General features: G+C 59.7%; 14 protein-coding genes. 3 read left to right on the forward strand and 11 right to left on the reverse strand.

Features of this window, described 5'->3' with window-relative positions; translation table 11 throughout:
- From VDP81_RS05955 to ahpC, 5 genes are all read right to left on the reverse strand, one after another.
- Entirely contained in the window at positions 1-1,065 is a 1,065-nt protein-coding gene (locus VDP81_RS05955) for an ABC transporter permease (RefSeq protein WP_322995480.1), read from the reverse strand.
- Positions 1,058-2,602: an ABC transporter ATP-binding protein gene (locus VDP81_RS05960; protein ID WP_323011794.1), complete on the reverse strand. Its 1,545-nt coding sequence runs from the start codon at positions 2,600-2,602 to the stop codon at positions 1,058-1,060. Before VDP81_RS05960 ends, VDP81_RS05955 begins: the two co-directional genes overlap by 8 nt.
- A 229-nt stretch (positions 2,603-2,831) precedes the next feature.
- Positions 2,832-3,467, reverse strand: coding sequence for a leucine efflux protein LeuE (gene leuE, locus VDP81_RS05965; protein ID WP_322995482.1), 636 nt, complete (start codon positions 3,465-3,467; stop codon positions 2,832-2,834).
- A gap of 323 nt (positions 3,468-3,790) precedes the next feature.
- On the reverse strand, positions 3,791-5,359 hold the full coding sequence (ahpF, locus tag VDP81_RS05970) for an alkyl hydroperoxide reductase subunit F (RefSeq protein ID WP_322995483.1): 1,569 nt from the start codon (positions 5,357-5,359) through the stop codon (positions 3,791-3,793).
- Positions 5,360-5,506: 147 nt separating this feature from the next.
- Complete coding sequence (gene ahpC, locus VDP81_RS05975; RefSeq protein WP_322995484.1) at positions 5,507-6,070, reverse strand: alkyl hydroperoxide reductase subunit C; 564 nt, start codon at positions 6,068-6,070, stop codon at positions 5,507-5,509.
- A 182-nt stretch (positions 6,071-6,252) separates the two neighbouring features.
- Between ahpC and VDP81_RS05980 the strand changes: the two genes are divergently transcribed.
- Positions 6,253-6,996 carry an SDR family oxidoreductase gene (locus VDP81_RS05980; RefSeq protein ID WP_323011795.1) on the forward strand — a complete coding sequence of 248 codons (744 nt, stop codon included), beginning with the start codon at positions 6,253-6,255 and terminating at the stop codon, positions 6,994-6,996.
- A 392-nt stretch (positions 6,997-7,388) separates the two neighbouring features.
- Here the strand turns inward: VDP81_RS05980 and VDP81_RS05985 are convergent, their stop codons facing one another.
- Positions 7,389-9,470, reverse strand: coding sequence for a hypothetical protein (locus VDP81_RS05985; RefSeq protein ID WP_323011796.1), 2,082 nt, complete (start codon positions 9,468-9,470; stop codon positions 7,389-7,391).
- Between the two features lie 2,990 nt (positions 9,471-12,460).
- On the opposite strand from VDP81_RS05985, the gene VDP81_RS05990 reads away from it, so the two are divergent.
- Entirely contained in the window at positions 12,461-12,748 is a 288-nt protein-coding gene (locus VDP81_RS05990) for a co-chaperone GroES (RefSeq protein ID WP_322995485.1), read from the forward strand.
- 103 nt (positions 12,749-12,851) lie between these two features.
- Entirely contained in the window at positions 12,852-14,501 is a 1,650-nt protein-coding gene (gene groL / locus VDP81_RS05995; protein ID WP_323011797.1) for a chaperonin GroEL, read from the forward strand.
- Between the two features lie 102 nt (positions 14,502-14,603).
- Here groL and VDP81_RS06000 read toward each other — a convergent pair whose 3' ends face one another.
- Genes VDP81_RS06000 through VDP81_RS06020 form a run of 5 tightly spaced genes read right to left on the reverse strand, consistent with a single transcriptional unit; the run spans position 14,604 to position 18,822 of the window.
- Entirely contained in the window at positions 14,604-15,581 is a 978-nt protein-coding gene (locus VDP81_RS06000; RefSeq protein ID WP_323011798.1) for a branched-chain amino acid ABC transporter permease, read from the reverse strand.
- Positions 15,578-16,462 carry a branched-chain amino acid ABC transporter permease gene (locus VDP81_RS06005; RefSeq protein ID WP_323011799.1) on the reverse strand — a complete coding sequence of 295 codons (885 nt, stop codon included), beginning with the start codon at positions 16,460-16,462 and terminating at the stop codon, positions 15,578-15,580. Before VDP81_RS06005 ends, VDP81_RS06000 begins: the two co-directional genes overlap by 4 nt.
- A gap of 16 nt (positions 16,463-16,478) precedes the next feature.
- Entirely contained in the window at positions 16,479-17,198 is a 720-nt protein-coding gene (locus tag VDP81_RS06010) for an ABC transporter ATP-binding protein (RefSeq protein ID WP_323011800.1), read from the reverse strand.
- Positions 17,195-17,971: an ABC transporter ATP-binding protein gene (locus tag VDP81_RS06015; RefSeq protein ID WP_323011801.1), complete on the reverse strand. Its 777-nt coding sequence runs from the start codon at positions 17,969-17,971 to the stop codon at positions 17,195-17,197. The genes VDP81_RS06010 and VDP81_RS06015 overlap by 4 nt, the downstream gene beginning before the upstream one ends.
- 8 nt (positions 17,972-17,979) lie before the next feature.
- The gene (locus tag VDP81_RS06020) at positions 17,980-18,822 is read right to left on the reverse strand and encodes a helix-turn-helix domain-containing protein (protein WP_323011802.1); all 843 of its coding nucleotides are present in this window, start codon (positions 18,820-18,822) and stop codon (positions 17,980-17,982) included.
- Position 18,823: the final 1 nt, after the last annotated feature.

Below are 18,823 nucleotides of genomic sequence, written 5' to 3' on the forward strand. Positions count from 1 at the left end.
TCAGCGCCTCCAGCGCAAGCGTTGATTGATTAAAACATCACAAGCCAGCAGCGAAAACAGCAAGATGCCCTGAAAAATGCCGGTGATGGCACTGGGCATGCCCAGCCGTGTCTGGGAGAGTTCACCGCCGATGTAGAACAGCGCCATGATGAAGCTGGCGAATATCACCCCGATGGGGTGCAGGCGCCCCACAAAGGCCACAATGATGGCGGCAAAGCCATAGCCGGGCGACACCGAGGGAGTGAGCTGCCCGATGGGGCCCATGATCTCGGCCGCCCCGGCCACCCCGGCCAGTGCCCCTGAACCCAGCATGCAGCCCCAGAGCGCCTGACGCGAGGAAAACCCGGCATAACGCGCGGCCATGGGAGCCAGGCCGCCCACCGTCAGCCGATAGCCTGCAAACAGACGAGACAGCAGCAGCCACGCCAGCAGCGCAGCCAGCAAGGCCAGTGCCAGCCCCAGATGCAGGCGCGTCCCAGGCCAGACCGGCAGCAGAAAGCCGAAGTCGAACAACCTGGACTGGGGAAAGCCAAAGCCATCGGGGTCGCGCATGACCCCATGCACCAGATAGCTGAGCAGGAGTTCGGCCACATAAACCAGCATCAAGGAAACCAGGATTTCGTTGGCGTGATAAAGATCGCGCAGCCAGGCCACCAACGCGGCCCAAAGCGCACCGCCGACGGCCCCGGCCAGCAGGGCCAGCGTCATCATCAAAGGCCCGCCACCACCACCCATCCCATCATCAAACTGCAGGATAAAGGCACCCGAGGCAATGGCCCCCATCACCAGTTGGCCTTCGGCACCGATATTGAAGATATTGGCCCGAAAACAAAGTGCCAAGCCCACGGCGCAGAGCAGCAAAGGCGCGACCTTGACGCCGATTTCAGACCAGCCTTGTACGCTGGTCAGCGGTTGGATAAAAAAAACATTCAGGCCTTGCAGCGGGGATTTACCCACGATCAGGAACATGAAGACGCCGCACAGTGCCGTCAGGCCCAAAGCCAGGATCGGCGAAATCCAGGCCATACGGCGAGAGGGTTCGGCCCGGGGGATGAGTTCAAGCATGGACGGACTCCTGGGCAGAGTGGACGACATCGGCATCGGCACCGGGCCACAGGCCGCTCATCCACTGTCCGATCTGTTCACGGTTGGCTTGCTCTCGCGTCACCGGCGGCGACAGGCGGCCCTTGGACATCACCAACAGTCGATCGGAGAGTTCGAGCAGTTCGTCGAGTTCTTCGGAAATCAGCAAAATGGCGCAGCCGGCATCGCGCAAGGCCAGCAGTTCGCCATGGATCTGGGCAGCGGCCCCGACATCGACCCCCCACGTAGGCTGGGCAATCAGCAGCAGACGCGGCTGTCGCACGACCTCGCGGCCCACAATGAATTTTTGCAGATTGCCGCCGGACAGGCTGCCCGCCAAGGCATGCGGGCCAGAGGCCTTGACGTGAAAGCGCTGGATGATTTCGCTGGTAATGCGTTGCACCACCCCAGTGCGAATCCAGCCATGGCGGATGGTATCGGCCCCCTGGTGCGACAGCAGCAGATTACGCGCCAGAGAGAGTTCAGGCACTGCACCGCGACCAAGACGTTCTTCAGGCACGAATGCCAGCCCCTGGGTGCGTCGCCAAGCTGACGATTGGCGTCCAATCGGCTGGCCGTCGAGGATGATGGTATCGCGTGCCACACGGCGATCCTCGCCGGAAAGAACACCCATCAGTTCTTGTTGACCGTTGCCGGACACCCCCGCTATGCCCAGGATTTCCCCGGCATGCAGATCGAAAGACAATTGCGACAGCGCCGTGGCAAAAGGATGGGCCTGGGGGAGATCCAAGTGGCGCACCTGCAGCAAGACCGGGCCGGCCTCGCGAACCTGGCGCTGCTGCACGGGCAGATCCGCCCCGATCATCATGCGCGACAGACTGGCGTCGGTTTCCTGGCGCGGGTCGCAAATCCCGGTGACCCGGCCAGCCCGCATGACGGTGCAGCGGTGACACAGGCTGCGGATTTCATCGAGCTTATGGCTGATGTATAGAATGCTGCAGCCTTCTTCGGCCAACTGGCGCAGCACCTGAAATAAACGCTGTACCGCCTGGGGCGTCAACACTGACGTGGGCTCGTCCAGGATCAGCAGCTTGGGTTTGCCCAGCAGGGCCCGCACGATTTCCACACGCTGGCGTTCGCCCACCGACAGCGTATGCACATGACGATGAGGCTCGACATCCAGACCGTACTGGTGGGCGGTGTCGGCAATGCGGCCAGCGAGTTCCTGCAAGTCGATATCGGGCGATAGGCCCAGGGCAATGTTTTCCACCACAGTCAGGGTGTCGAACAGAGAAAAATGCTGGAACACCATGCCCAGCCCCAATGCCCGGGCCGCAGCGGGATTGGCAATATGCACGTCGGCGCCATCCCACTGCACCGTTCCACTGTCAGGACGCACAACCCCATAGATGATTTTCATCAAGGTGGACTTGCCCGCCCCGTTCTCGCCCAGCACCGCGTGGATTTCGCCCGCTTCGACGGTGAGATCCACCGCGTCGTTGGCGCGCACGGCGGGATAGGATTTAGATATTTGATGTAAGGCCAGTCGCGGTGGCATGCAGGCGTCCTGTTCGGAGGGTTCGTGAAACGCTGAAGTCCGAAAAATTCTACTCAGGAAGCAGGATTAGGCCTAAAGGGGATTAACCCCTAGGCTGACGGAATCGACCCGGATGAAACGGGCTGACAACCGCGCTATCTCGTCTTGTTCAGTGATTTTGCGCGGGAACATCACGCTGAATGAATGTTCAATATTAGCGCACAATGATGACACCCCGCCCGACGATGCTTCAGGCTTCAAACGCCATGCGCCCGGCGAACCACAGGAACAACAAACCAACCATGCCACTGCCGCTACGCGCCAGTCCCTGGCGGCGTCGAAAGGCCGCAGCCAGACGCGAGCCGCCAAAGATCAAGGCAGACAGATAGATGGCGCTGCACGCCTGCAGAATCAGGGCCAGGATCAGAAACGACAGGGATGGGTGGGCATAGGCCGGGTCCACGAACTGCACGAAGAACGACAGCAGGAACAAAATCGCCTTGGGATTGAGCAGGCTGAGCAGCAAGGCCTTTTGAAATGGACTGCCCGAGGCAATCGAGACGGTCTTGGGGTTGTCATGCGCAGGCCGCCAGGCCGACCACAGCAGCCGGATGCCCAGATAGCTGAGATACACCGCGCCCACTGCCTTCAGGGCCAGAAACACCACCGGCAGCAGTTTCAAAACCGAGGCTGCGCCTGCTGCCGTCAGCGTCATCAGAATGGTGTCCCCCAGAAACACCCCGCACGCGGCCTGATAGCCAGCCCGCACGCCACGACCAGCCCCCACCGCCAGCACGAACAACGAGTTCGGCCCTGGCAGCAGCACAATAAAAATCACGCCGGCCAGATATGTCCAGACATCCAATACACCATATTCAGAAAACATGAATGACCCACCCTCAGAATGAGCAATAGTTTATGAGGCAGGGACGGCCTTCGACAAGTTCAAAATGAACGGCAGGCACCAAGGGAACCTCTGAATAAGTCGAGCGGTAAGCAGGCGTTGTCGTTCGGGATGGGATGCAAGACGCAAACCACAGCGATAGCCGTAGCTATCGCGAGGATTTGCAACGCAGCAGACTGCCCGAATCGACAAATGCCAGCGGCGCGAGGACTTGTTCAGAGGTTCCCAGGGGATAGGCGGCCAACGCACGCCTAAAAAAACTCCCCCTGATTAAAGGGGGAGTCCAGTATCACCGGGAAAGATATTTACGCGGCGGCTGTTTCGTCCGCATCCACGGAACTGCGGATCAAATGGTCGAAGGCGGACAAGGCGGCCTTGGCCCCATCGCCCGCGGCGATGATGATCTGCTTGTAGGGCACCGTGGTGGCATCCCCTGCGGCAAACACACCAGGCACCGAGGTCTGGCCACGGGCATCAACGATAATCTCGCCATGCGGCGTCAGATCCACCGTACCCTTGAGCCATTCGGTGTTGGGCACCAGACCGATCTGGATAAAGACCCCGTCCAGGTCAACCCGATGATCTGCCCCGCTACTGCGATTCTTGTAGCTAAGACCAACCACGCGCTTGCCATCGCCATGAATTTCTGTGGTCTGGGCCGAGACCAGAATCGTGACATTGGGCATGCTGCGCAATTTGCGCTGCAGCACATCGTCGGCGCGCAACGCAGCGCCGAATTCCACCAGGGTGACATGGCCCACGATCCCGGCCAGGTCGATCGCGGCTTCAACGCCCGAGTTACCTCCGCCGATGACTGCCACGTGCTTGCCCTTGAACAAGGGGCCGTCGCAGTGCGGGCAGTAGGCCACGCCGCGATTGCGGTATTCGTTTTCGCCCGGCACATTGATCTGGCGCCAGCGGGCGCCGGTGGACAGGATGACGGTCTTGGCCTTCAGCACGGCGCCGCTGGCAAGTTCGAGCTGAATCGATTTGCCGGGCACCAGGCGATCCGCCCGCTGCAGGTTCATGATGTCGACCTCGTAGGCCTTGACGTGCTGTTCCAGCGCCACGCCGAATTTTGGCCCTTCGGTTTCCAGCACGGAGATGTAGTTCTCGATGGCCATGGTGTCCAGCACCTGACCGCCGAAACGTTCGGCGACCACGCCCGTGCGGATGCCCTTGCGGGCGGCATACACGGCAGCGGCGGCACCGGCTGGCCCACCGCCCACCACCAGCACGTCGAATTCTTCACGGGCATTCAGGGCATCGACCTTGGCGCTATCGTCGCCGACGTCCAGTTTCGCCAGGATTTCCTCGACCCCGGCGCGGCCTTGGTGAAAGATTTCGCCATTGAGGAACACGGCCGGCACAGACAGGATCTCGCGCTGCTGGACCTCGTCCTGGAACAAGGCGCCATCAATCGCCACATGGCGGATGCGCGGATTGATGACCGACATGGCGTTCAGCGCCTGGACCACGTCCGGGCAATTCTGGCACGACAGGGAGAAATACGTTTCGAAATGGTAGTCGCCCGGCAATGCGCGGATCTGCTCGATGACGGCATCATCCAGTTTCGGGGGGTGACCACCCACCTGCAACAAGGCCAGCACCAGCGAGGTGAATTCGTGCCCCAGCGGCATACCGGCAAAGCGCACACCGATATCGGTGCCCGCCCGGGCGATCTCGAAGGAAGGAACCCGCATATCGGCAACGTCGAGCAGCGTGATCTTATCGGACAAACTGGCGATTTCTTCCAGAAAGGCACGCAATTCCTGCGCCTGAGCGCTGCCGTCCACAGAGGCACGCAGCTCGACAGGTTGCGTGACCCGTTCGAGGTAAGTTCCTAATTGTCCTTTGAGGTTTGCATCCAGCATATATGTACCTTTTTGGAAAAAAACACGCCCTTGTGGGGAGAGACCGGCCTTTGCTGATCTGCCTCAGCACCCTTGATCGGAACCGAGGCGGATCATGCCGCCGGAGGGAGAGGCCCTGATGAAGGGGCCTCTGTGCCTGTCAGGGCTTTAGATCTTGCCGACCAGGTCCAGGGACGGGGTCAGGGTCTTGGCGCCTTCTTCCCATTTGGCGGGGCAGACCTCGCCGGGGTGGGCAGCGATATAGAGTGCAGCCTTGACCTTGCGCAGCAGTTCGGAAGCATCACGGCCGATGCCGTTGTCGTGGACTTCCAGGACCTTGATTTCGCCGGCAGGATTGACCACGAAGGTGCCGCGCAGGGCAATGCCTTCTTCTTCGATCAACACTTCAAAGTTCTTGGACAGCGCATGGGTCGGGTCGCCGATCATCGGGTAGTTGACCTTCTTGATGGCTTCGGACGTGTCGTGCCAGGCCTTATGGGCGAAATGCGTATCGGTGGACACGGAGTAGACTTCCACGCCCAGCTTCTGGAATTCAGCGTAGTGATCAGCCAGGTCTTCGAGTTCGGTCGGGCACACAAAAGTGAAGTCGGCGGGATAGAACACGAACACGGCCCACTTGCCGGCAACGCTTTCGTTGCTGACTTCCACGAACTTGCCATTGTGATAAGCAGTGGCCTTGAAGGGCTTGATAACGGTATTGATGAGAGACATGTGGACTCCTGGTTCAGTAAATGGCCTGAGTGGCAACAAATTCAGTGTAGGCAATCTCTATTGATAAGTAAAATGAATAGTTTTTATTGATGTGATTGCTTTAGACTATGAGCAACGCTTGGTCTCCCGGCCTGAATGAGGCCTACGATGAATAGCCCTTTATTCTTGATGTCGATATACCTATGAATTTTTTGTCTCCTGTTGCTCTTGTCACTGGTTCCACTTCCGGTATCGGGGCCGCCATTGCTCGACGGCTATCCAACGAGGGATTCGCCATCATCTTGCATTCGCGCAATTCAGTCGATGCTGGGCATGCATTGGCCAGCGAGTTAGGCATGGCTGCTTATATACAAGCTGATTTGGCGAATGAGGCGGACCGAGAGAGGCTTGTGCGCGAAGCAGTTGCCATGTGGGGACGACTCGATGTGCTGGTCAATAACGCTGGCGTCAGTCGCGTCATCCCCCATGCAGATATCTTGGCGGCCACGCCGGATATATGGCAGGAACTGCATGAAATCAATGTCGTAGCCCCATTCCGTTTGGTGGCGCACGCTGAATCCGCGCTCCGTGATGCGGCTGCGCGGGGAAAGCCTGGTTGCGTCATTAATGTCAGTTCGCATGCCGGCGTCCGACCAAAGGGTGCGTCCATTCCTTATGCAGCGACCAAGGCGGCGTTAAACCATGTGACCCGCCTGCTTGCTCTTTCGCTTGCCCCGCATATTCGGGTGAACGCTGTCGCACCAGGCCTGGTCGATACGCCCATGACAGCGAACTGGATGCAGGCACAGCAAATTTGGAAAGAACAGGCGCCTATGCGTCGGGCGGCTAGCCCAGAAGATATCGCACAAGCTGTTGCAATGCTGGTCGCTTCAGACTACCTGACGGGTGAAATCCTACTGTCGGATGGCGGCTTAAACCTCACATAAGCCTACGCGTATCAATCGACCAGCCATTTCGGACTCCATTGGTCGTCCGCTTCGGGTTGATGGCAGACGCCTCAAATGGCCGATCTGAGTAAGCCGTTGGCAGTTGTCGAACGCCACTGAGCTCTGAATCGCCACCTCTTTGAAATCAGTACGTTACAGGGAAAACACCATCGTGTCTCGAACAACATAGTCATTCAGTTCTGAAATTTCCGTACTTTCCGTCGTTTAGTTTTGAACTTTCCGGATTGTTCTATATGAACGGCTGCTATCGGCTGCCAAAAGCCGACATTCGCTGCCGCAGCCTTGTGGTCAGAATAGCCCAAATGCAGCCATTTAGGCGTGAAGTTCCTTGGGCGAAAACCTAGGTCGGGCTACGAAGCCAATTCGCGAGATCACTCCCCAGGCGGCAACGCAAGTACTAACCCCTTCGGTCCAACTTCGACGAGCCGGACTTGAACCTTGGTTCCCTTGGGAAAACGAGCTGAGTACGACCCGACATCACCCAAGTATTTGGCGTGGACAAGACCCTTTTGCCCACGGACCTCCACGAAGATGCCGTATCCCTGGTGCCCTGTAACCGTGCCCTCATAGTTTCCACCCGGGAATAGATCTTCGAGCGGCAATGGCGATGCTACCCCTCGGTAGGGCGAAACAACGACTCGATCGAGATGAGTCTGGACCTTGGTTACCACCACTTCAAGGTCTCGCCCTCGCCGACGGCTGAAGCCCTCGTCAACGAGAAGCAGGGCAAACAGTCCCCCTTCGAGCTCGACAGTCATGTTCTGCCCGACCTGCTTCGTAACTGTTGCCTTGATCGGTTCACCCGATTGCAGCTTGCGCGCAACTTCGTCCCAAGCTGGCGCAGACTTGCGCCGCGCCAGAGCGACTTGAACCGACTCCAAAGACTGACTTGCGCTCGCCGAATCATCCGATTCAAGGATAGTCTGCAACCGATACCAGGCGCCGGCATTCGGGTGGCGTTCGATGGCTTGGACGAGGTCCTTCGCAATTGCCCGAGCGCGGTCGTCATCGCGAAGGCGTCGCAGGCATTTGCCGGCAATGAGGGGCCAAGCAGGGTGCGACCGATCAGCCTGCAACCAATCGAACATAGCATCGACGACTTCAACATCTGCGAGTCCGGTATCCATCATGGACTCCAAGAGATGTCCGGCTTCGCCGCGCGAGAAGTTCTCCAATTGAGCCAACAGTTTCGGTGCGTGATCCTTCAGCCCTAGGGCATCCCCCGCAGGCAAGCGGTTCCTCCGCTTAAGCACCTCCAGGAACGTCGGCAACCAATCCGACCGATCTTCTCGACCAGTCAACCACGAGCAGGCCTGCGCGACCAGGGCGCGCTCGTCGACGGTCTCGGGTAGCAGCTGGGGACGCTCCAGCAGAGCCTGCCAGACGTGGGGCCATTCAGCGCGATCTTCTCGACCAGTCAACCACGAGCAGGCCTGCGCGACCAGGGCGCGCTCGTCGACGGTCTCGGGTAGCAGCTGGGGACGCTCCAGCAGAGCCTGCCAGACGTGGGGCCATTCAGCGCGATCTTCTCGACCAGTCAACCACGAGCAGCCCTGCACGACCAGGGCGCGCTCGTCGACGGTCTCGGGTAGCAGCTGGGGACGCTCCAGCAGCGCCCGCCAGACGTGGGCCCATTCAGCGCGATCTTCTCGACCAGTCAACCACGAGCAGCCCTGCGCGACCAGGGCGCGCTCGTCGACGGTCTCGGGTAGCAGCTGGGGACGCTCCAGCAGCGCCCGCCAGACGTGGGCCCATTCAGCGCGATCTTCTCGACCAGTCAACCACGAGCAGCCCTGCACGACCAGGGCGCGCTCGTCGACGGTCTCGGGTAGCAGCTGGGGACGCTCCAGCAGAGCCTGCCAGACGTGGGGCCATTCAGCGCGATCTTCTCGACCAGTCAACCACGAGCAGGCCTGCGCGACCAGGGCGCGCTCGTCGACGGTCTCGGGTAGCAGCTGGGGACGCTCCAGCAGAGCCTGCCAGACGTGGGGCCATTCAGCGCGATCTTCTCGACCAGTCAACCACGAGCAGGCCTGCACGACCAGGGCGCGCTCGTCGACGGTCTCGGGTAGCAACTGGGGACGCTCCAGCAGAGCCCGCCAGACGTGGGCCCATTCAGCGCGATCTTCTCGACCAGTCAGCCACGAGCAGCCCTGCGCGACCAGGGCGCGCTCGTCGACGGTCTCGGGTAGCAGCTGGGGACGCTCCAGCAGCGCCCGCCAGACGTGGGCCCATTCAGCGCGATCTTCTCGACCAGTCAGCCACGAGCAGCCCTGCGCGACCAGGGCGCGCTCGTCGACGGTCTCGGGTAGCAGCTGGGGACGCTCCAGCAGCGCCCGCCAGACGTGGGCCCATTCAGCGCGATCTTCTCGACCAGTCAGCCACGAGCAGCCCTGCGCGACCAGGGCGCGTGCTTCATCTTCGCCCGCCGAATTTACGGCGAGAGCGAGCATGTCTTGGAGCACAAAAGCCCAACACGGCACATCCGGCAGCTCAAGTTCGGCAAGCGCCAGTCGACGCGACGTCTCAAGTGCGTCCAGACCTTGGAGTGACAGCTTCTTCCACACGAAGTGCCAGTCCGCTTGTTCTTGACTGCATTCAAGCCAGCGTACCGCGACATTGGCCATCTCAGACGGAACGCCCTGCGTAAAGGATTGGTGCTCGGCAAGAGCCTCCCAAATCCGAGACCACTGCGGGATCTTCAATCCTTCATCCGACACGATTCGGCGTATTGCCCAGCCCGCCAATGATTCGTCATTCGGATGAGATCTCCAAAGCCGCCACCAATACGCCGGCCAGTGGGCTTGGCGCGGATCTGAATCGCGCCACTGGTTCAGAGTCTCAAGCGCCTTCTGAATCAAGTCGTTCACACCTGTACCCAGGCTTGCATGCGCTGCGCGCCAACAGGCCCAACTGGTGGCCATGTCGGACTGAATCCTCCGATCTCCCCCGGGTGGCAACGTCCGCCACTTCGCAACGCATCGCGCGGCCAGCCCGTGCATGTCGACGTCTACCAAACGATCAGCCAGCAGACTCCGGTCGGAAGCGGAAAACGTCCGCAGCAGCCGAGCGGCAAGGGCATGGTCCCCCTCGTCTACCGAGCGCTCGAATGCCAAGGCAAGATCACGGGCGTATGCCTGCGGGGTGGAGGGTCTGACGAGTACCCGGTAGATAGCATCGCTTAAATGCGGATGGGTGAGACGTACAAGTTGACTTGCTGGCTGGAGTTCAAGCACTGAGAAGTCACCATCGCGATTCAGTGCCTCCAGTCGTTCCCGGTCCGATTCCTTTAGCCATCTGTAGGGCGCCCGCAGGTACAGTCGGTTGAGCGCGAGCAAGGGCCGCAGCGGTTCCTGCAAAGAAGCAGCTGCGAGACGATCGCAGAACCGGGCGCCAAACTGTCTGAGGTCCCCAAACTCCAGTTCGGTGGCCATAGAGACAAAGAGGCCTTGGCTTTGCTGCGCTTGCGCAAACGCCGCGCCTTGGCCGGACGCCGCTGATCCGCGCCTCTCGCTAACCCAGTGCAGAACATCGGCGGCTTCGCTGCCGCCAACTGGATCGATCGGTGCGGCTGTGACCTCGAACCCACGGAATCGCGTCGCATCTACAAATGCCTCCGCGAACTCAGTCGGGCCACAGGTAACGAGTAGAGGCCACCCGCGGGGTCCCTGCTCGTCGACATAACTTGCGAGTCTGGACAAATCCAGTTGCTCACGCGCATCTCGATCGTAGATGTCGTCGGTAGCGATGAACTCAGGCGCTTCGTGCGGCGGCAAATTCTCCATGTCCCGGAGTGCGCGATCTAACAAGCTGGCGTCACCGCTAAGCCACTGTACCCGGCGTCCGCTCAAGACCAGATGCTCAAGCAGTTGAAGCAGCAGCACGCTCTTGCCGACACCGGACCGTCCTCTCAGCCAAAGCACCCGTATGGCTGCCTCTGGAGAGAGCGCGGCGAGATCGCTGAGCGCAGTCGCCCGCTCTGCCAGTATCGCGACTCGCGCGTCACGAGGCATGTACTGACCAGCGCGCATGCGCGCCAGAGTTGCCTGCCGGCCCACCTCAAGGCGAAAGCGCTCCACTCGCCTGTCCGGCGCGAAGTCGGCGACCGAAAGCAACTGCCCCACGCGAGGTCCCGTGCGACGTGAAGCTGCGTAGCGCTCGGCGATCGCATCTCTGCACAGACGGGCGTCGTCAGGGTCAACTCGCCTCAGCAGTACGCGCTCAAAGGCGAATCTGGCGAACGAATACGGATCATCAACGTGAGGCCAAACTGCAGTGACAGCGCGCCACCACGGATCTTGTTCAATGCGGGGCGAAACGAGACGCCCCTGTGCCTCCAAGTTCCCGATCAGATTTTTGTGAAGCGACCCCTTGGGCAGATCAGTCCATTGCGTTGCCCCGGATGTGAAGGCAGAAACAACTCCGTACTTGAGCGCTCCCTTCAATTCGGGTCTGGTCGTGGAAACGAACGACTCGATTGCATTGACCTCGCCCGCAGCCGAGTCAAGGGTGGCAGACGTCAGCGTGCGCTTTACCTGAAGCAGCACGAGTCGCTGAGCCGCATCCCACCTAGCGATGTCTGACAAAGCCTCGACAAAAACATCACCCTTGCTACGTAAGTCATCGCCCGATCTAGCGAGAGCCTCAGCTAGTTCCGCAACGTAGACCCGCGCTTGGAAGGCAAAGCCAGCCATCGCATAGATGCCACCCGTGGCCCGCCGCGGCTCGGCGCTTGCATATTGACCAAGCAGACTTGTGATATCTGAATCCATACTCCATAACGGTAAGGGCCACGATCAATCGCCTGAGCGCTTCTTCCCCGCATCTAACTCGAAGTGGGGACCGCATGTCAAGCCGACTGGACTCAGCAACATGGTAGCGCACACGATTCTGGTGGAACTCGGCGAAATTTCGGTCGCTCAGGTGGATGTTGCGAACGGCAGCAACGGGTCGAGGCTGTGTGAAAACTCATTTGTAGAGAACTCACGAGGGTCACTACCCCCTCCTTGACCTTTGATCGTGCAATACAGCACGATCTGAGAGGTCGGTTTTGCTCAAAAGACTTCTTGAACGCTCAGATTTTGCGTTTTCACACAGCCTCGGCCCAAAGCAGCCAACATGGCTGGTCTGCCCCGAAAAGGGCATCCAAGCCCAGAAAACCACCAAAACAAGGTTTTCTTGCAGACTACCTCAGTCCCATTTTTGACTGGGAACCCGCATTAGCACTCGCTTTAGGTGTTTTTCGGAGTTCCAAACTGAGCGGCGGAAGTTCCAAACTCAGCGGCGTTCGACAACAGTATCAATTAGCCCGATCAAATGTAACTGCTGTGAACACCCCCTTGAAATAGACAGAATCGTCCTTATAATTAGCACTCGATGGGGTTGAGTGCTAACAACTACGACCCCCACCTTTTTCAATCACTAATAGAACAGGAGTTCCTCCATGGCACTGCGTCCTTTGCACGATCGTGTGATCGTCAAGCGTCTGGACAACGAGCGCACCACTGCCTCGGGTATCGTCATCCCCGAGAGCGCCGCCGAAAAACCCGATCAGGGCGAAGTCCTGGCCGTTGGCCCCGGTAAGAAAACCGAGGACGGCAAGCTCATCGCGGTCGACGTCAAGGTCGGCGACAAGGTGCTGTTCGGCAAATATGCCGGCCAGTCCGTCAAGGTCGATGGCGACGAAGTTCTGGTCATCCGCGAGGAAGAAATCCTCGCCGTGATCCAGTAAACACACGTGCCGAAGAAACCGCCGCATCTGCAAGGCGGTTCTTCCTGCCCCTGGCCTTGTCCGCAAGGCCAAACTGTCCTGAATCATCCCAAGGAATTTCAACATGGCTGCAAAGCAAGTTTATTTCGGTGACGATGCCCGTTCGCGCATCGTCCGTGGTGTCAACATCCTGGCCAACGCCGTCAAGACCACCATGGGCCCCAAAGGCCGCAATGTGGTGCTGGACCGCTCGTTCGGCGCCCCCACCGTGACCAAGGACGGTGTGTCCGTGGCCAAGGAAATCGAACTGAAAGACAAGTTCGAGAACATCGGCGCCCAGTTGGTCAAGGAAGTCGCTTCCAAGACCTCCGACAACGCTGGTGACGGCACCACCACCGCCACCGTGCTGGCCCAATCCATCGTCGAAGAAGGCCTGAAGTACGTGGCCGCCGGCATCAGCCCGATGGACCTCAAGCGCGGCATCGACAAGGCCGTGGCCGTGGCCGTGGCAGAGCTGCATAAGCTCTCCAAGCCCTGCACCACCAGCAAGGCCATCGCCCAGGTCGGTTCCATCTCGGCCAACAGCGACGCCTCCGTCGGCGAGATCATCGCCAACGCGATGGACAAGGTCGGCAAGGAAGGCGTCATCACCGTCGAAGACGGCAAGTCGCTGGAAAACGAGCTGGACGTCGTCGAAGGCATGCAATTCGACCGTGGCTACCTGTCTCCCTACTTCATCAACAACCCGGACAAGCAAGTCGCCATCCTGGACGACCCGTTTGTCCTGATCTTCGACAAGAAAATCAGCAACATCCGCGATCTGTTGCCGGTGCTGGAACAAGTTGCCAAGTCCAGCCGTCCGCTGCTGATCGTGGCTGAAGACGTCGAAGGCGAAGCCCTGGCCACCCTGGTGGTGAACAACATCCGCGGCATCCTGAAGACCACCGCTGTCAAGGCCCCGGGCTTCGGCGACCGCCGCAAAGCCATGCTGGAAGACATCGCCATCCTGACGGGCGGCACGGTAATCTCCGAAGAAACCGGCCTGTCCCTGGAAAAAGCCACGATCGAACTGCTGGGCCAAGCCAAGCGCATCGAAGTCGCCAAGGAAAACACCACCATCATCGACGGTGCCGGCCAAGCCGCCAACATCGAAGCCCGGGTCAAGCAGATCCGCGCCCAGATCGAGGAAGCCACGTCCGACTACGATCGTGAAAAACTGCAAGAACGCGTCGCCAAGCTGGCGGGCGGTGTTGCCGTGATTCGCGTCGGCGCAGCCACCGAAATCGAAATGAAGGAAAAGAAGGCCCGTGTTGAAGACGCCCTGCACGCCACGCGTGCCGCCGTCGAGGAAGGCATTGTTCCGGGCGGCGGTGTTGCGCTGATCCGCGCCAAGGCCGCTGTGGCCCAGGTCAAGGGCGACAACGCTGACCAGGACGCCGGCATCAAGCTGGTCCTGCGCGCCATCGAAGCCCCGCTGCGCACCATCGTCAGCAATGCCGGCGACGAAGCCAGCGTGATCGTCAACGCCGTTGAACAAGGCGAAGGCAATTACGGCTACAACGCCGCCACCGGCGAATACGGCGATCTGGTCGAGCAAGGCGTGATCGACCCGACCAAGGTCACCCGCACCGCACTGCAAAACGCGGCCTCCGTGGCCAGCCTGTTGCTGACGACCGAAGCCGCTGTGGCCGAAATCGTCGAAGACAAGCCTGCTGCCGGCGGTATGCCCGACATGGGCGGCATGGGTGGAATGGGCGGCATGGGCGGCTTCTAAGCCCCTGCGCTCCGCTGGTCGGCCCCCGTGCCGACCAAGCCTGCATGAAAAACCCCCGCAACAGTTTGCTGTTGCGGGGGTTTTTCTTTTCAGACACGGATCTCAGGGGGCCAGTGTGCGTGTACGCTGCCAGTGCAGCCACTCACCGACAATGCCACGCCGGAAAGCGAGGACGCAAACCACGAAAATCAGGCCGATGACGATAGTGACGGATTCGCCCAGGACGCGGAACCACTGGATGCCGGTTTCTTGCATCAAAAAGCGGCCCAAATCGCCCACCTTGTTTTCGAGGGCCACCACGACCACGGCGCCCAGTACAGGGCCGACCAGCGTGCCCATGCCACCGATCAGCGTCATCAGCACGACCATGCCTGACATATGCCAGGTGGCATCGGACAAGGTCGCCGACACAAAGACCAAGGATTTGGTGGCGCCCGCCAAGCCGGATAAAGCGGCTGAAAGCACGAAGGCCAGGAGTTTGAAGCGATCGACGTGGTAGCCCAGGGAGACCATGCGGGCCTCGTTTTCGCGGATGGCCTTCAGGGCCTGGCCAAAGGGTGAATGCACCGTGCGCCAGATCAAGGCATAGCCCAGGACAAAAATCGCCATCACCACATAATATAGATTGATGTCCTGGCTGAGATTCAGGCCCAGAATGCTGCCGCGCGGAATACCCTGCAAGCCGTCTTCACCGCCGGTGAAAGGCGCCTGAAGAAAATAAAAAAACAGCATCTGCGCCAGCGCCAGGGTAATCATGGCGAAATAAATACCACTGCGCCGGATGGACAGCAGGCCGAACACCAGCCCCAGCAAAGCAGCACTGGCCGTGCCAAACAGCAGGCCGCTGGCAGTGGACCAGCCCCAGACGGTCAGCGCCTGACCGCAGGCATAGCCCGCCAACCCCAGGAATGCCGCATGACCAAAGGACAGCAGGCCGGTATAGCCCAACAGCAGGTTAAAGGCACAGGCAAACAGGGCGTAGCACATGACCTTCATGATGAAGACCGGGTAGGCCCCGAGCGCAGGCAAGGCCGCCAGCAACAAGAAAATGAGCAGATACGCAAGCAGTTGACGATTCATGATTTTTTCCCGAACAGCCCGGCGGGGCGCAGTAACAGCACGATCACCATAATGACGAACACGACAGTGCTGGATGCCTCAGGCCAGAACACCCTGGTCAGGCCTTCGACGATGCCCAGGCCAAGGCCTGTGATGATGGACCCGAGGATGGAACCCATCCCGCCGATGACCACCACGGCAAAAACCACAATGATGAGATTCGAGCCCATCAGGGGTGAAACCTGCAAAATCGGAGCAGCCAACACACCGGCAAACGCGGCCAACCCCACGCCAAACCCGAAGGTCAGCGAAATCATCAGCGGCACATTCACCCCGAAAGCCTCGACCAATTTGGCGTTTTCAGTCCCGGCACGCAGCAATGCGCCCAGGCGCGTTTTCTCAATCACAAACCAGGTCAGCAAGCAGGCCAGAACAGAAGCCACCACGACCCAAGCACGATAAATGGGCAGAAACATGAAACCAAGATTGATGCCGCCGGTCAACAAGGCGGGGGTGGGGTAAGGCTGGCCCGACACGCCATAGAAGCTGCGGAACAGGCCCTCGATGAGCAAGGTCAGACCAAAGGTCAGCAACAAGCCATACAGATGATCCAGCTTGTATAGTCGACATAACAGGACGCGCTCGATCAGCACACCGAACGCCGCCACGACCAGCGGCGCAAGCAGCAGCATCACCCAGTAGTTCAAACCCAGATACTGCAACCCCATCCAGGCAATGAAAGCGCCCAGCATATACAGGGCACCATGCGCGAAGTTGATGATATTGAGCAGGCCAAAAATAATGGCCAAACCCAGCGAGAGCACCGCATAGAAGGAGCCATTGACCAGGCCCAGCAGCAACTGGCCCAGCAAGGCTTGAATGGGAACACCGAAGATCAGCATCTCTTGAATTCCTCCCTCAGACGCCCAACAGGCTGTCGAGCGTGTTTTGTTTTTCGGCCAGTTGAGCGGCGGAAAATTCTTCGATGATCTGGCCGTGTTCCATGATGTAGAAGTGATCGGCCAACGGGGCGGCGAAACGGAAGTTCTGTTCGACCATGACCACGGTGTAGCCCTTGGCCTTCAGGGTGGTGATCATGCGGGCCAGGGCCTGGACGATCACGGGGGCCAGGCCCTCGGAGATCTCGTCGAGCAGCAGCAGGTTGGCGCCGGTGCGCAGAATGCGGGCCACCGCCAGCATCTGCTGCTCTCCCCCAGATAAGCGGGTGCCAGGGGAGTGGCGGCGTTCCAGCAGATTGGGAAACATATCGTAGATTTCGGCCAGCGACATGCCGCCGCCCAGCGTATTGCCTACGGTGGGCGGCAGCAGCAGGTTTTCTTCGCACGATAAAGAGGCAAAGATGCCGCGTTCTTCGGGACAGTAGCCGATGCCCAGGTGGGCAATGCGGTAGGTGGGCAGGTGGATGGATTCGGTGCCCTGGATGCGGATGGAGCCCGTGCGCCGGCTGGTCAGGCCCAGCAGCGCGCGCAGCGTTGTGGTGCGTCCCGCGCCATTGCGGCCCAACAAGGTGACGACCTGACCAGGTTCGACACGCATATTGACGCCGTGCAGGACATGGGATTCGCCGTACCAGGCTTGCAAGTCGGAGATTTCCAGGGCGGGGGTGCTGCTGTTCATGCATGGGCTCCTTCGAGTTCGCCCTGTGTGGTACCCATGTAGGCTTCCATCACAGCGGGATTGCTGGATACGGCGGCGTAGTCGCCTTCGGCCAGGACGGCCCCCCGGGCCAGGACGGTAATGCGGTCAGCAATGGAGGAAACGACCTTCATATTGTGCTCGACCATCAGGATGGTGCGTCCGGCGCTGACCTGCTTGATCAGTTGGGTGACGCGGTCCACGTCTTCGTGGCCCATGCCCTGGGTGGGCTCGTCCAGCAGCATCAGGCTGGGTTCCATGGCCAGGGTGGTGGCGATTTCCAGGGCGCGTTTGCGTCCATAGGGCAGATTCACGGTGATTTCGTCGGCAAAACCGCCCAGGCCGACTTCGTCGAGCAGTGCCCGCGCCCGTGCATTCAGGGAGGTGAGGCTGCGTTCGCTGCGCCAGAAGTGAAAGGACAGGCCGGTGTTGCGCTGCAGGGCGATGCGCACGTTATCCAGCACGGAGAGCTGGGGGAAAACGGCGGAAATCTGGAAGGATCGGATGATGCCTTTGCGGGCGATGTCGGCAGGCTGATCGTGGGTGATTTCCTGGCCGTCGAAATAGATCTGGCCCTGGGTGGGCTTGATGAATTTGGTCAGAAGATTGAAGCAGGTGGTCTTGCCTGCGCCATTGGGGCCGATCAGCGCATGGATCTGGCCGCGTTGCACCTGGAGATTGACCGCATCGACGGCGACGAAGCCCAGAAAAGTCTTGGTGAGGTTGCGGGTTTCGAGGATGATGGAGGTTTTCATATTGAACGTTAGCCTCTTTGATACGAACGCACGGTGCCATCAGCCATATGCCTGGTCACAGACGATCGGTTGTTTTGCCTGGACGGAAATCGACTGAGCAGCGCTTCTATTTTTTTCTTTGCCTCCAACAGCAACGGAACGTAGCGGTTTTCGACTTCTTCTAGTTTCACGATTCTGGCAATGGCAATCATATTGATCACACAAACCACTTCGCCGTCATGCATGATGGCTGCAGCAGCGCCCCGATTTGATTTCAAAAATTCCTGATCTGAAAGTGCATAACCCCGGCTGAGGGTTTCGCTGATGATCCGGCTGGTGGCGGCCTGGTCTTTGGCCAGCTGCTCGTATGGGTCGTCCGATAGGGCCAAGCGTTTCAGCAGGGCCTGCTGCTGTTTTTCCCCTATATTTGCCAGATAGGCCCGGCCGGTGGCAGACGCCATCATGGGCACGCGCGAGCCCACGCTGCGATTGGATGACAGCATCCCGGGCTCCCGGTTCGTATCCACAATGACCATTTTGTCGTGCTGAAAAACAGTCAGATCAGACGGCCAGCCCAAGTCCTCTCGCAAACTGGAGATGACGGGGGCGGCAATCTGCAGAAGCTGCTGCCCATACGACACATTGTTGGACAACGCCAATGCGCGCAGGCTGACCTGATAAACCTGGCTGCTGGGGTCATAAGTGACATAACCATGTTCATGCAGGGTTTCCAGCATACGGAACACGGTTGCCTTCGGCAGCCCGGTTTTACGCCAGATATCGGACAGTCCTGCTGGGCCGGACGCGTTCAGCGTTTCCAGCACCAACAGGCCCCTGACGAGTGCATTGACAGGTATGACGGAAGTGCTCACC

This window comes from Castellaniella sp., assembly GCF_034675845.1.
Lineage (GTDB): Bacteria > Pseudomonadota > Gammaproteobacteria > Burkholderiales > Burkholderiaceae_B > Castellaniella.